Source organism: Crateriforma spongiae (genome assembly GCF_012290005.1).
Taxonomy (GTDB): Bacteria; Planctomycetota; Planctomycetia; order Pirellulales; family Pirellulaceae; genus Crateriforma; species Crateriforma spongiae.
The window spans coordinates 243015-258268 of sequence record NZ_JAAXMS010000004.1; the positions used below are offsets into that span (position 1 = coordinate 243015).

The following is a 15254-nucleotide window of genomic DNA, read 5'->3' on the forward strand; positions in this document are numbered from 1 at the left end:
CAAAGTGTCCGGTCGATCACCCGGCCGGACCTGAAGCACACACAGCCCATGATGCCGGTCGGATCGATGATCCGCCGGCATTTTTTTTTACACCCACGTGATTCGCGAATACTGTGGGAACTCTCAACGCTTTGCTGCGTCGGTAGAGTTTCGCAGGCTTCCTAGTGGACGTGCGAAGCGGATGCGTTAGTCGTGAGGTTGCGCTGATGACTGAGGCACCGGTTTTTGGTAACCCGACGCGTCAGCGAGGGACGAGTCAATATCGATTTTCCCTCGCTGACGCGTCGGGTTACCAGAAAAGAGCGACTAAACGCTTTGTCTATTCTTGATGGCTTCTCGGTGGTGTAGTGATGGTGATGGGTTCCCGGGCTTTGGTTTGCTGCTTGTTGGCGAGTTGCTTTGCGACGGTTGGCCCAGGATCCGGTTCGGCTCGGGCGGCAATCGTCATTTCGGGGTACACCGACGCGACGAACGATCGCTTCACCAATTCAGGCTCGTTTCTGTTGTCCGGTTTTGATTTGTCCGGAATCGGCCAAGATGCCAGCGGCCACTGGGCGACGGCCATCGGTCGCAACGTGGTGATTAGCGCGGCACACCTGGCACCCACCGGAACGGTGACGTTTTATCCGGCAAATGATCCGGGGGACGTGCCGGTAACGATCGGCATCGCCGATGGGGAAAAAATCACGGAGACCGATTTGTGGATCGGGACGTTGGAATCAAACCTGCCCGACGCGATCACCAATTATGCATTCGCGACGGAGATGCTTTCTGGACCGTCCGAGGCGCTGGTCAGTGCGGGAACTTACCAAGGCGTGACGGCTTTCACCTTTGGCCTATCTCAGGCAGTCAATCCTGCGACCCGCGATCAAGCCGTGGGCCAAAACCGGATCACGGGCTATGTGGAGAATGTCGATTTCCTGGGAAACGCAGACAACGACAGCCTGTTGATGCAGCGTGACGATCCCGGCGACACAAACTTCGTGACCTATGAATCGTTTTTTCAAGGCGGTGATTCCGGCGGACCGACGTTCGTCGACGATTCGGGCCAATTGGTTTTGGTCGGCACCAACGCGTTCCGGTACAACGCGGACGATCCATTCGCCGAAGACCCGATCACCGGCAGCGGGATCAACTACATCGCCAACCAGTCGGCGTTTATCAACCAGTACATCCAAGCGGCCGCGGTTCCCGAACCATCCAGTTTGGCGTTGCTGACCGGTGTGACCGCGTTGATCGTGCGTCGTCGAAAGCGAAAGTCATCGTCGCAATGTTGATGCCGCATTCGCGGTCCCCACCGCTTCGCTGACGTTGGCGAATCCGTCGCGCCGCAACAGTTCATCCAATCGCCGGTTGATGCGGGCTACGACGCCGGGACCCTCGTAAATCATGGCGGTATAGATCTGCACCACGCTTGCGCCCATGCGGATGCGTTGATAGGCATCGTCTCCCGTAAAAACGCCTCCGCCTCCGATCAGTTGATAACGACCGTCGGGCATCCGTGAATGGACATGTGACAGCCAACGCGACATGGTTTCGGATTGCGCTGGACCGGCGACCGCACCGGGCATCGAAGCCAAACGATCGGGATCGTTGTCGCGACGAATTTGCAGTGAATCTGGTTTTCCCGACGGAAGGTTGGCCATGAATCCACGCACGAACGGATGTCGGTCGCACTGTTGCAGCAAGCCATCAATCCTTGCCAATTCGTCGGTCGGACGCATTTTCAAAACGACAGGCCGCTTCATCGGAATCTCGGCCAGACGCTGTAGTAACAAACCAATATTCTCGGCTGACGCCCAATGATCTTCGCCGCAACCCACGTTTGGGCAGCTCAGGTTCAACGTGATGTAACTGGCGTGCGGCTGCAAGGTTTGCGTGGACAATACAAAGTCTTCGATTGCATCGTCCAAGCTCATTGCCGGGACATCGACGCCGTCGTTGGTGGGCACCACGTTGATTCCCAACGGGCATCCCGGAAGCTGTTTCGCCAGTCGTTCGGCCACGACCTGGCAACCGTCGTTGGGCAAGCCATAGTTGACGACGATGGATCGATCCTGAGGCAATCGGAAAAGCCGCGGCTTTGGGTTGCCGAGAGAAACGCGAGCGCTGATGGAACCAATTTCGCCGAAGCCGAACCCCAACGCGTCAAAGCATTCGACGGCTTCACCGCTCTTATCCCAGCCGGCGGCCAGACCGATCGGGTTGGCCAGTGGTTGGTCGGCAAAGGTTGTCACAAGTCGTGGCGAATCAAACGTCAGACGTTTGCGTAGCCATCGCCGCAGCCATGGTCGAGCTGAGGCTCGCCGAGCCCAAGTGACCGTTTGATGATGAACCCATTCTGCGTCGGCGGTAAACAAGATCGGCCGAACGACGTTGCCATAGAAAGTCATCGCGGGCACCGATGTTCATTCATAATCGGAAGGGAATTCGACGCCGGCTAGCGAGTCGCCTGTGCCGGTTCGGATGCGGATCCAGACCGTTTCGCTGCACCGTCAAGGGATTTCGGTGGCCGATGGCTGGTGCACCTTTTCCACATCACCGCCGATCAAGCGGACGATCTGCTTCATATCATCCGGCAACGGAGCGTGGAACGTCATCGCTTGTCCCGATTGTGGGTTGGTGAAGGTCAGCCGGTGTGCATGCAGGGCTTGCCGCGAAAGGTAAACCTTGGCGTCGGGGGCGTCGGCCAACTCGGCGGTCGGCCCGCCGGCCTGGTCCATGCCGCGACGAAGCGACTCGGCTCGGATTTCACTGTGCCCGGCGTAAAGCTTGTCGCACAGGATAGGGCTGCCGATGTGGGCCAGGTGGACTCGGATCTGGTGGGTGCGTCCGGTCTTGGGAAACAAGCGGACGACGCAGTACCGACCATGACGCGAGATCACTTCGTAAAACGTCGACGCGTTCTTGCTGGATTCGTGGCCTTCGCGGATCGCCTGTTTGTCACGCTGATAGGGGTGCCGGCCGATCGCCGCATCGATCCAGTCGCGGTCACGATCGATCGGCGCGGTGGTGATCGCCACATATTCCTTTTTGACGTCGCGTGATTGCCACTGATCCGCCAAGTGCAGATGAACCGCATTGGTCTTGGCGACGACGATCACACCGGACGTGTCGCGATCCAGCCGGTGAACAATTCCCGGTCGTGTCGGGCCGCCGACGTCGGATAGCGATTGGAATCGGTATGCCAGAGCACTGGTCAGTGTTCCGGTCCAATTGCCGCGTGCCGGATGAACGACCATCCCGGCTGGCTTGTTGACGACGACCAAGCCGTCATCTTCATACAAGATGTCCAGCGAGATCTTTTCCGGGATCGTTTCGTCGCTGAACTCATCCGGAACTTGAAAGCGGATTCGTTGGCCCGCTTTGACCTTGTAGCTGGGGCGGATGATCCGACCGTCGACTTCGCAGCCGTGGTCCTGGACTGCCGCGCGGATTTGAGACCGGCTGTATCCGTCGCAGATGCTGGTCAAGAACAAGTCAATCCGCTGGCCGCCCGCGGATTCCGGGACCACCAGTTCACGGATTCCCGGTCCGGCCGATGTGGCGGGCGGGGAAGGTTCAGCGTCGGACGTCAAGGCGTTTCCGATTCCTGGGCATCGGTTTCGGCATCAACGTCGGCTTCGGGTGCATCTGCCTCGGTGGCTTCTGGATCCGTGGCTTCTGCCTCGGTGGCTTCTGCTTCAGCGGGCTCGGCGTCAGTGACCTCCGCATCAGTGGCTTCTGCTTCGGCCGCGTCACCTGCTGTGTCTTCTGCGACAGTGTCCGCTTGTTCGGCCGGTTCGGTGTCGGCCGGTTTAGTGTCGGCCATTTCCTCGGTGGTTTCGTCGGCCGGATCCGTGGTCGGTTCTTCAGTTTCCAGTCCCAAGCCAAGATCGGGCAGTTCCATGTCGGGCGACTCGGGCAATTCCGAGGCGTCCGGCAATGCGGGCGGCAGCGAAGGCTCGGCCGGGGCGAAGTCTTGTTCGCCGAACCAGGTCAAGAAGTCTTGGGTCGCCGGGCTTTCAAGGGCTTCAATTCGGTCGGACGCCAATTCGGTCATGGCTTCCGATTCGTCGGCTTCCATCACGGATTTGTATTCCGCGATGGCTTCGTCGACGTTCCCCTGTGCTTCGGCGATCCGGGCCAGCCCATAGTGGGCTCGCGAACGTAACGTCCGGGACGTGATCGTGTTTTCCGCGGGGGCTTTTAAAGCTTGTCCGTAGGATTCGGCGGCGTCGCCCAGCAGGTTCAGGGCTTCTTCGCGGTCTTCGAACAACTGGGCCATGCCGTCGGCCATCAGCTGGTCGGCGGTGTAAAGTCGCGCCCAGTGTGCCGCGGCGGTGTCGGGGTATTTTTCGGCGACGCGGGCGAAGACTTCGGGGTCCCCGGATCCGCCGGCCTGCAGCAATTGCAGCGTCGCATCGCTGCGGGTTTCGGTCCGCGTGGTGGAGTAGAAGCTCAGGCCGAAAACCAGGGCGATGACAGCGATCACGCCGGCCAACAGCCACTTCGAATAGGGCTCGATCTGTTTGCTGAAGCGAGCGAGTGAGTTGGCGAGTTCGTTTTCCTGCAGCTCGTGCCGGCGTTCGCTATTCATTGGGGGCTTTTTGGGGGCTGTCGGCGGCGAAGGGATCGCGCCAGCGGCATCGACGATTTTGGGCCCCGCAAGGCGCTCCTTCGGCGGTACCGGGCGAAGCGGCGAAGTATAGAAATCACTTGGACTTAACGTCAATACATGCGGCCAGTGTGTGCCGGTTACGGTGGTCACGGGCGGATCCAGGACAGAGGCGACCCGCATTGACCGTCGAGTGAACATTTCGTTTGACCAAGCGTCCGCCTGGACGTCAAACTTTGTGAGCCAGCCGAATCGAATCGGCACTCTTTGCACGACCCGCAAAGTCGGATGAGTTCGTGGGCGTTTGATGAGAGTTTTGTGAATTGACGCGACGGGGCTGATTTTTTTCCGGCCGTGGCGGTCAAATTGCGTCGCCAAACGCGGGGAAACAGCCTCCGACTTGCGGCTCGGACACGACGAAATCGCGTCAGACCGGGGCTGGGATTTCAGAAATCCGAAATCGGCTGATGGGCATTGCCGGTCGTCCGTTTCGGAGCGTCCAAGGTGGGACGGGGCGACTGTGAGGGATGCGTGCATTGTGGCGCGCTGCCGGTCGGGAAACCTCGAGGAAGTGGCCACATTTGCTGGTCTGGTTTGCCACCCCTCTGTAATATGAATCGCCAGTTCAGTGTCCTCTCCCCCCCAAGCGAGCGAACCCCCAGCTGCGGCGGGATCTTGTACTACTTCAACGAAATTCGCATGAGCACGAACGAACTTTCGAATCGCCCGTATTCCAATTCGCCTGCGATGATGCAGGCGCCGATCGCGATGATGGATCGCGATGGAGCCGACGGCGGCAAAAATGAAATGCCCAACATCGGTGCGGCCATGTGGCGTTACCGCTGGGCGGTGGCTCTGCCGACCATGCTGGGCATGGTGGCGGGATTCTTGTTGTTCCTGAGGACCAACGAAACATTCCGGGCAACGACCCAAATCATGATCGAGTCCAATCGCCCCGCGGTGATGGACACGATGACCGGCGAAATGGTCGGCGGCGTGCCGAGCATCGAAATCGTCCAAGCGCAATTGTTCAGCGATGAGGTGATTCGGGGGGCTTTTGAAAACCCCGAGATGATCCAATACCACGAAACGCTGGACGAGGGCGACGGCCCTTGGGCACGCTTCGTCGAAATGGTGAAGAAAGACGAGGTGCTGGAATTAGAGCCCGAGGTTTCCGATGTGAAGACGGCTCAATCCGTCGTCGCACTTTTGCACTTCGACAGCCCCAATCCTGATTTGTCGACCGCAGCGGTGACGGCATTCAGCCAGTCGCTGCAGCAGTATTACAACAAGAAGTACAGTAACAGCCGTGATGAGCTGAAACGTTTCATCACCGAGGCGACGGACAAGGTCCAACCGCAACTGGACAAGTACGAATCCATTTACGCCCAGTTCCGCAAGGAATCGGATCTCTTCTTCGACGAACAGGGCAACGCGATTAACCCTCACCGTGTCCGCGTCCAGGAATTGATGGCGGATCGTGGCAAGCTGGTGCAGGAATATGTCGACGCCGAACTGACGTACCGATCGATCAAGCAAACGGTTGACGGTGCCGAAGACCCGTTGTTGGCGTTCACGATCGTGTCGCAACTGCTGGATCGTCCGCTTAGTTTGCCTGAGGAAGTGGACGCCGCCCGTCTGGCGATGGGAGCCGACGACGGCGAACTGGCTTCGATGGAAGTCCAGGAAGAACTGGCACCGCTGAAAGCCGATCGCGATGCACTGGCCGCGGAACTCGGCAAGGGCCACCCGCATGTCAAAGTGCTGGACAACAAAATCGCATCGTTGGAAAAGGCTTTGGATCGCCTGGGGCAGAGTCGTTCCAGTCGTATCGGCCAGCTGATGGATGATGAAGAACGTAAGACCAAGCAAGCCTTGCAAGCGATCAGTGCGGTTCAAGCCACCGCGAAGACCAAGGTGGACATGTTGAAGCAACGCTTGGATTTGCTGACCAAAGAGATCGAATCCGAAGCCGCCAAGGGTCGTTTGCTAGCGGATAAAGAAGTCGACTACATCGCACTTCAAAACAAGATCGAGGGGACTCGTGAATTGGTCACGCAAGTCAGCGAAAGCATGGCTCGCGTCGACATGTCGACCAGTACTGAAAGCGAAACGCGTGTCGTTGAATTGATCGCCGCGAAGGGCGCTTACTTGGTCGCACCGATCTTGTGGAAACTGGTCGGCATCGGCGGCTTCCTGGGATTGGCGTTGGGGGCCGGCATGGCATTCCTGTTGGAAAAGAACGCCAACACCTTCCGCGACCCGGACGAAATCGCCGCCAGCCTTGGCACCAGCGTTCTGACGCACGTTCCGTTCTTCAAAAAGCGAGTGACGAAGCGTGGGAGTGGTCAAAACGCAGACAAAGACAGCCCCTACAAAGAATTGGATCCCTGTTTGGCGGTCCTGCATTCGCCGTCGTCCGTCGCCGCCGAATCGGTCCGGTCGCTTCGAACGGCAACCTATTTCGAATTGGCGGGTGTCCAGGGTGGCAAGATCTTGCAGGTCACCAGTCCGTTGCCCGGAGATGGTAAAAGTACGATCGCGGGCAACCTGGCTTGTGCTATCGCCCAAAGTGGCAAGAGTGTCTTGGTGATCGACTGTGACCTTCGGCGTCCCCAGTTGACCGATAACTTTGTGATGCAAGATCAGCTTGGGCTGACCAATGTGCTGAACGGTGAATGTGAGTGGCAGGAGGCATGCCACTCGACTCCGTTGGGACACTTGGACGTCATGCCCAGCGGACCGATTCCGGCCAACCCGGCCGAAGCGTTGACGTTGCCAGAAATGGCCGAAACGTTGGAAGAACTCCGCGAACACTATGACTACGTGCTTGTCGATACACCGCCACTGCTGGTCGTGACAGACCCCAGCATCCTGGCCAGCATGGTCGACGGCGTCTTGCTGACACTGCGGGTTCGCCGCAAGAGTAAGTTGAACGCTCGCGAAGCGGTCAACATTCTCAGCAGCGTTGGTGGCAACTTGATCGGTACCGTCATCAACAACTCCGACGAAGCGTCCAGCAGTGACGGCTACCGCGGATACGGCTACTATCGCTACAGTCGCTACGCCAAGAAGTACTACCGACGCGGCGGCAACGCTGGGGAAGTGGTGCCCAAGGGCAGCAAGAAACGAAGTGGCATGGTGGTCAGTGGACGCAGCACCCAAAACCGCGTCCGCCCGTCCGAAGCGATGCCGACTCGAAACGAAGCCGTCGCCGCCGCCGCCGCGCCTGTCACACGCCCCAACGTGTCGAGCGATCAACAGGCTGATTCTTAGAGTACGGATACGGGACGGATCCGTTTGACGGAATATCAGGCAACACGACCGGCCGTGATCCCGATGGGTTTGCGGCCGGTTCGTTGACTACGGTCTTGAAAACTAAAAGAGCGTGAAGTCGCCGTGTGTGAAGCTTGCAATGCTGGGGACTGCTAGTTCAGAATGCCAAACCGGTGCTGCGACACGTGAACATTGTTCCAATGGAGATCGGTCGCAGTATCGCACAGAAGTCTCAAAAATGGCCAGCTGATCGGATTCACTGTGACCTTTTTTGGGCTTAGCTAAAACCAACCGCGATTGTCACGTCCGCCGGTGGAACGACGGACGAGGCGGCGGAAAATTTGGATCCCGAATCCGCGTGACCTCGACGTCCACGGTGGTTTTCAGGGTCGGCCGGATCATCAGCCTTGCTTCCCACAACTTGGCCGACCCGACCGCCGCTGGGCGTTAGGATGACAGGATTCGGTTCTGGCACGGCTGCCATCCACCCCTACCACGCGGCCGCCACGGTCGTCGTGTGGGGACCACGGTGCGGATTTTCCAACGCCTGTCCAGCTCGGCGTGATGGAAAGACCGCATCAAGGCGCCCGATCCGACTGCGATTTGGCGCCCAATGTTTCGACAAAGCACGTTTCCAACGTCCCACTAAATAGCATGTCCACGATCGAATCTGAAACTCCGGTTGCCGTTGATGCACCGGTTACGTTCGACCAACCCGAAAGCGACCAGCCGTCGCGATCCTTCTTCGATCGCACGTCCAAGTGGATGTGGTTCTGGGGAGGTCTGTTCGCCGCGTGTGTGCCGCTGTTGATTCCCTACTTCGCCGACATGTGGGCGGCACCGCACTATCAGTACTTTCCCTTCGTGTTCTTGGCCGTCGGTGCTTTGATCTACGCGCGAAGCGATCGCCAGTATTATCCGCCGGCGGGATGGCTCGGGTGGTCGTTGGTTGCGCTGGGAATTGCCACGTTGGCGTTGGCGATCGTCAACCAAGCGGTTTGGTTGGGCGGGTTCGCTTTCGTCTTGATCGGCATCGCGTTCGTCGCGTCATTGCGCGGCGACGAAGACGTTTCACTTCTTGCATTGGGATTCCCATTGCTGATGCTGGTGAAGTTGCCGCTGAACTTGGACACGCTGCTGATTCAAAACTTACAGAATTTGACCACCGAACTTTCCAGTGTGATGTTGGATGTGTTCGGCGTCTCGCACGCGATCGAAGGCAACATCATCAAGCTGGCCGATCGTGAACTGTTCGTTGCCGAAGCCTGCAGCGGTATCCAGTCGGTTTTCACCCTGGCCTTTTTGGCATCACTGTTGGTCGCGTTCCTGCGACGCCGGTTGTGGTTGGCACCGTTCTATCTGGCCATCGCGATTTTGTTGGCGGTTGCCGGGAACGTTGTTCGCGTCACGACCGTCGCTTTGGCTGCGGTGTGGAACGGTACTGACCTTTCATCCGGCATCTCACACGACATCTTGGGTTACACCACGTTGGCGTTGGCTGCGGCACTACTCTTGTCCTTTGATCAGTTGATCATCACGGTGTTGCACCCGGTCGAATTCACTTCCGACGGCATGCTGGACAACCCGCTCGTACGGTTTTGGAACTTCTTGGTCAGCGACGCACCTCAGCCCGACCAACGATCCAGCTACCGTTCGTTTGATGAAAGCGAAAGCCGCCGGTATCGCAATCAACAATTGCCCGGTTGGATGCAATCGGCCATCGAGAATCCTCTGGTCCGCTATGGGTTTGTCGGCGTCGCCGGTTTGCTGATGTTGGCATCGATCGGCCAGTTGGTTCGCATGCAATCGCGTGCTCCCACCCAGACCGTCCACTCCTCGGACGCTCTGTTCGCGCCAGCGCCTGACATGTGGGGCGATGGATTCGAGATTTTCCAGTTTTCGGATCACACCACCGCGCGTGACGGTAACAATCCGCGACTGGGCGAGAACGCGGATTTGTGGCAAGTCCAAGTCGGCGAATTGGTCGGCCAAGTCGTGCTGAGCCAGCCTTACAGCGGATGGCACGAATTGTGTGTCTGCTACCAGAACCTGGATTGGGAACTGGTCAATCGCGACGTCGTCGATGACATCGATATCAAGGTCATGCCGGATCTGAACGATGATGAATCGTTCGTGACCGCACGGTTCAAACGTCCCGGCGGCCAAGAAGGTCTATTGATGTTTTCCGCCGTTTCCTATGACGGCTCCATTCCATCTTCGCCGGGAAGCTTTGGTGCGTTCGGTTCGCGGTTGTTTGGTCGCTTGGATCGAAACGGCATCATCGACCAAACCGACATCATGATGTTCCAGTTCTGGCTGCCCACGCCAAAGAAACTGGACAACAAAGTCATTCGCCAATTGCAAGAAGAGTTCGTCAAGGCGCGAGCCGTTGTTGCGAAGAATGTCGTGAATCCCGATTCGGCATCGGTTGCCAAACCAGAAGCCTGAATCCTTTCACCTGACTTGCTGTTCACGACATCGCCAAACATCCAATCATCAACCCGACCTGATCGAACATGAAATACTTGAACCCGGTCAATTGGTTCCGCTGGATCGGACAATTCATCAGCGCGTACCTGTATTCGATTCCGTGGAAGGAAGCACCGCGTGCGATTCCGGCGATCATTCTGATCTTGGCATTGGTCGTCATTGCCGGCGTGGCCTTCACGGATGATTCGAACTGGCGCAGCAGCTTGATCGCGCGTCAATTGGCCGACGCCAGTGAACAAGACGATTATGAAACCATGGAATTGGTGCTGCGACGCCAGTTGCGGGCCGAGCCCAATGACAATGACTTGAATTTTCGCTTGGCGTTGGTCTTGCACGAACAAGAACGTGACGACGAAGCCAAGTCGATCATGACCCAGTTGGCGACGCAGAAACGATTCGAACAGGCCGCTCGATGGCTGGTCGCCGAAGATTTCGTCGGCAAGTCGTGGGGCAATCTGGACGACGACCAGAAAGAGATGTTTGGGTATCTGTTGAAGCTGGTCAACGAAAAGACGCCCGATGATGTGAACTTCAAACAACTGTACGCCGACTACTTGATCGCAAGTGATCGGATGAAGGACGCGGCGGTTTTGTTGGAACAGTTGTCGACGGCTTTCCCCATGCGAGGATTACAGGCGGCAGCGATTTACCGGCGACTGGGCGACGAACAAAAAGCGGATGAACTGGGACGCCACACGCTGAAGCACGTCTCGGGCATGCTGGACGATGACCCGACCAACACGGTGTTGGCTTTGGCCGTTGCCCAGACGCAATTGTTCGACAAGCAATACATGCCGGCGATCCAAACGATCAAGCGTGCCGTCGATCGTGCAAAGACCGACCAGGAACGTCAACGTGCCCGTTCGGCGATGGGCGAAGCGATCGTGGCTTGGATCATGCACCTGAAGGAAACGGCCACCGATTCGCCAGAATCACAGGCCGATTTGATGCGCAAGCTGTCGGTCGCGGTCCGCTTCGCACCCGACAATCCACGTGTTTTGACGCTGGTTGCCGACATGGTCCTGTCGACCGCCCAGTCGGATAATCCCGAAGTCCAAAAGCTGCAACGCACCTTGGTCGAAGGATCGTCGCCCGGCGTGTCCCACTTCATCTTGGGGACCGGTGCGCTGATGCGTGGCAACCGAGAATCAGCGATGAAGCACCTGAAGATCGCGGCGGAACTGCTGCCGCAAAGTGCTGCGATCTTGAACAACTTGGCCGTCGCGATGACGACCCGTGACGACGCGGAATTGGAAGACGCCCTGGAACTGATCGAACGAGCGATCGAGCAGACGCAACCCAAGACGACGCCCCACTTCTACGAAACTCGCGGCCAGATTCTGTATCGTTTGGAACGTTATGACGAAGCGATTCCGGATCTGCTGCGTGCCTTGGCGGTCGATTCGCTGAAGCTGAACGCGCACAAAGCGTTGGCCGTTTGTTACGAAAAAATCGGTATGGAAGAAACCGCTCAAGGCCACCGCGATCAGATCGAAGCCATGGAATCCGAATCGGAGTCCGATCAGGATGGTGATGACGAAAACGAATTCGATCTGGGGCTGTAGTCCATGCACCGGCGGTGCGTTGTGCACCGCTCGGTCGCACGTCGTCCGTGACGATCTGATATCTTGATGCGCTTACGCTGCCGGCGGCTTCTTCTTAGCCGCCGGCCCATTCCGTCTGATTTGGGGCGTCGCGCATCGAATGGATCCCACCGCATCCACAACCGACGATCGGGTTGTCGGCCCGTCGGATGACCGCCCGCATCACCGCAGCGAACCCGAGCGCAGCGACGGTGCCATCGAAGCATCGTTTCAACCGATCCAGCGAAGCCGCTTGGTGCCACAGATATCGATCCGCTGGTTGTTTGCCGCCACGCTGGTCGGGGCGATTCTGTACGCGATTGCGAGGCAGGCTGGCGAAGGCGTGGCCATCGCGATCGCCTTCATGTCAGTGGCCGGGTATCTGGCGGCGTTCTTCGCAACACTGGGGCTTTTCTTCTTGATCGCATGGAGCTTCGCGGTCTTCTTTCGACGCGAAGATCCGGATGCGTTGGTGGGCAGCCCCTTCGCCGATGGCCAGTTGCCGCCTCAGTGGCTGCCGCCACGCGATCGTTCTTCCTAAGCCTGCAAAGAACCCGTCGGGACCTTGTCGCAGAAACCCGCATGCCCATGAAATCGAACCGAGTCGAAACAGGTGGTCGCCCAGTCGATCGGTGGCGGGGCAGTGTGACCGCGTCATTGATCTTTTTGGCATGCGGTTGTGTTGCGGCCATTGCGGATGGCCAGTCCAACAACGCACCCAATGTTGTCAATTCCAGGTTTCCGATTTCCGCCGCGCCAGCGTCCAATCAACGTTTTCAACGCATCCGTCTTCCACGTGCCGCCAACACCGCGTTGGGGTTCAGCGTGGTGGTGACGATCCCCGAATTCAATGAGGCCGGTTACCTGCCTGTCCACGTGACGCTTCGTTCGCCCCGAGCGTTTCCGGCCGATCGGAGTTTCGTCTTGCGGCTGGAACAACAACCCGCCGATGTCATCCCCGCGACGAATTTGGTGCAGATCGACATTCCGATTCGTGTTGCCGAGCGTTCGCAGTTCGTCAACGTCCATCACGCCGTGCCACGATACACCTGGAACCGGCCGATGACGGTGACGCTGATGGAATCTGGGATGCCGATTCCTGGTTGTCAGGCGACGCTAACCGGACCGGTCAATGGTCAAAGCCAGATGATTCGCGAAGCCACCTCGCGGGAACGTTTGGTGCGTCCACTTTGGATCAGCTCTACGGCATCCGCCCCCAATAACCAATGGATCGAATCATCGCCCTACGTCATCGATGATCTCGACCCCGATTCGACGCGTGGCCGACTGATGCGTTTGTTGGCGATGCGAAGTCGCATGCCGCTGGATCGATGGGGATGGACGCGAATCGATGCCGCGATGGCGTTTGCCGACTGGCGAATCTACAACCGGTTTTCCTGTGTCACGCTCAGTGATGCGACCCTGGGCACTTTGGCAAAGGATCGGATCGACCGAATCACGCCACTTTCCGATTGGGTCCTGTCCGGCGGCGCGTTGGTGGTGCTGGATTCGCCCAGCGTCCAGCAAACTCTTTCGACGCTTGGGCTGGGCGACGGCCGTGTGGCTGAACGTGATCCGCCGTCGGTCGACTGGACACCGGTCAATGCGGCCAAGTCCGCGGCGCAGCAAATGCTGGAACCGTCGATCGAAAACTGGGTTCTGTTGACCGATGGATTGCCGCCGCAGGCCGATGCGATGCAGACCGACAGCCAAATGAATCCCGCGTCGTATGGGCAGTACACCGAAACGATCAATCCGATGGTCCCGATGGCGGGATTCGAGGAATTCGGCGGTCGCGCTTTGCCCGTCTTGGACAAACAAGGCCGACGAATCCGTCTGCCGGCGGACGTGCGCGACGCCGTGATTGCGTTGCAGTCCGATATCGATGCCGACCGCCAGCTTTTCCGTCAATCCGGCGATACAAAGTGGTTTCGTGTCGGTGCCGGGGAACTGGTCGTGATCCCAGACAAGCGGAGGCCTTATTCCGCAATCGATTTGTCGTGGCCCGTCGTCCAAGCACAATTGGCGACACTGGATCACGTTCCGATCGTTCGCCGAGGCGTTGATCCGTTGATCGGCGATCAGCGTTACTTTCGATGGTTGATTCCCGGCGTATCCCAGCCGCCGGTGTACGCGTTCATCGGATTCCTGTCGGTCTTCGTCATTTGTGTCGGACCGCTGTCCTATTATTGGACCAGCAAGACGGGGCGTTTGCACTTGATGTATGCGATTGCTCCGGTGCTTGCGCTTGGAACCACTGGTGCACTGTTGGCGTATGGGGTGATCAGCGACGGGTTCGATGTGACCGCTCGTGCCCGCCAGATTACCGTCGTCGATGGAGTCACCGGGCATGCCACCCAGCGCGATCGCGTGACGTACTTTGCCGGGATGCAGCCTTCGGATGACCTGAAGTTCCTGGCCAGCGATGAAGTCTATCCGTATCGCCAAGGTGGTCAGCGCACAATGCACCAGATCGCCCAAGACTCGTTCCGGAACGTTCCGACTGTGTTGATCGATGACCAATATCAGCATTTCGACAGTCAATTTTTGCCATCGCGAGATCAACGCCAATTCGTCGCCCAGCGTGTGGTCCGCGATTTGGGAAAACTGTCCTGGGTGCGTCCCCCCGGACCCGAGATTCGTCCTGTGCTGGAGGTGCTGGAAACTGTTCAGCAGCAGCTTGACCCGATGTCTGATAACAGCAGCGATGAAGGCGAATCACAGCCGGACGTTCAGCCAGCGGAACCGATGCCGGCCTCACCGCCACCGGTGCTGTCCAACGGGCTTCCCTGGAAGCTGCAGAACTTGGTGATCCGTGGCGACGACAATCGCTATTGGTACGTTCCGGTGGTCAAAGCCGGCGAAGAAATCGAACTCCGGCAATTGAAAGATTCCGAAATCGGCAAAGCGTTGGGGATGGTGTTTCGCCAACAGCGTTTAAGCGGCAGCTATGAAATGGTGGATTGGAGTCGTTCCAGTTCCACTTACGGTCGCACCGCCACTCGGTATCGGGATCTGATTTATGATGTCATCCAGTCGGGCGTGTTCGGTCGTGCCGATTTGACGCGATATCAAGACGGGGCGTTGGAACGTGAACTGCAAGAACAATTGTTGTTTCAAAGTGCATTGCAACCGAACCAGTTTGTTGGCCTGGCACCTATCACCCGATCCGCCATCGCATTGGACGACGTGGAGGTGGTTGAAAGCATCCACTTTGTGATGGGGACGTTGCCGTGAACACACCCACGCCAAGTGACGCGTCCGCATCCGCATCGCCAGCGGTCGATGAGGGTCGCCCCAGCATCACG

Annotated in this window: 9 protein-coding genes; 6 read left to right on the forward strand and 3 right to left on the reverse strand. The window is 58.2% G+C overall.

The window, feature by feature from the left end; all coding sequences use genetic code 11:
* Window positions 1-350 precede the first annotated feature (350 nt).
* Window positions 351-1277, forward strand: a complete 927-nt coding sequence (locus HFP54_RS12420; protein WP_206036179.1) for a PEP-CTERM sorting domain-containing protein — start codon at window positions 351-353, stop codon at window positions 1275-1277.
* Here the strand turns inward: HFP54_RS12420 and HFP54_RS12425 are convergent.
* From HFP54_RS12425 to HFP54_RS12435, 3 genes are all read right to left on the reverse strand, one after another.
* Window positions 1260-2393, reverse strand: coding sequence for a quinone-dependent dihydroorotate dehydrogenase (locus HFP54_RS12425; RefSeq protein ID WP_168565628.1), 1134 nt, complete (start codon window positions 2391-2393; stop codon window positions 1260-1262). The two genes, HFP54_RS12420 and HFP54_RS12425, sit on opposite strands and share 18 nt — an antisense overlap.
* A 102-nt stretch (window positions 2394-2495) precedes the next feature.
* Window positions 2496-3527 carry an RluA family pseudouridine synthase gene (locus HFP54_RS12430; protein ID WP_168565629.1) on the reverse strand — a complete coding sequence of 344 codons (1032 nt, stop codon included), beginning with the start codon at window positions 3525-3527 and terminating at the stop codon, window positions 2496-2498.
* 47 nt (window positions 3528-3574) lie between these two features.
* The gene (locus HFP54_RS12435) at window positions 3575-4579 is read right to left on the reverse strand and encodes a YfgM family protein (RefSeq protein ID WP_168565371.1); all 1005 of its coding nucleotides are present in this window, start codon (window positions 4577-4579) and stop codon (window positions 3575-3577) included.
* A gap of 717 nt (window positions 4580-5296) precedes the next feature.
* Here HFP54_RS12435 and HFP54_RS12440 point away from each other — a divergent pair.
* The 5 genes from HFP54_RS12440 (at window position 5297) to HFP54_RS12460 (ending at window position 15183) form a co-directional block, all read left to right on the forward strand.
* Window positions 5297-7873: a polysaccharide biosynthesis tyrosine autokinase gene (locus tag HFP54_RS12440; protein WP_168565372.1), complete on the forward strand. Its 2577-nt coding sequence runs from the start codon at window positions 5297-5299 to the stop codon at window positions 7871-7873.
* A gap of 654 nt (window positions 7874-8527) precedes the next feature.
* The gene (xrtU, locus tag HFP54_RS12445; protein ID WP_168565373.1) at window positions 8528-10321 is read left to right on the forward strand and encodes an exosortase U; all 1794 of its coding nucleotides are present in this window, start codon (window positions 8528-8530) and stop codon (window positions 10319-10321) included.
* Window positions 10322-10389: 68 nt separating this feature from the next.
* The gene (locus HFP54_RS12450) at window positions 10390-11928 is read left to right on the forward strand and encodes a tetratricopeptide repeat protein (RefSeq protein ID WP_146413892.1); all 1539 of its coding nucleotides are present in this window, start codon (window positions 10390-10392) and stop codon (window positions 11926-11928) included.
* Window positions 11929-12067: 139 nt separating this feature from the next.
* On the forward strand, window positions 12068-12487 hold the full coding sequence (locus tag HFP54_RS12455; protein WP_168565374.1) for a hypothetical protein: 420 nt from the start codon (window positions 12068-12070) through the stop codon (window positions 12485-12487).
* Between the two features lie 47 nt (window positions 12488-12534).
* Complete coding sequence (locus tag HFP54_RS12460) at window positions 12535-15183, forward strand: hypothetical protein (RefSeq protein WP_168565375.1); 2649 nt, start codon at window positions 12535-12537, stop codon at window positions 15181-15183.
* Window positions 15184-15254: the final 71 nt, after the last annotated feature.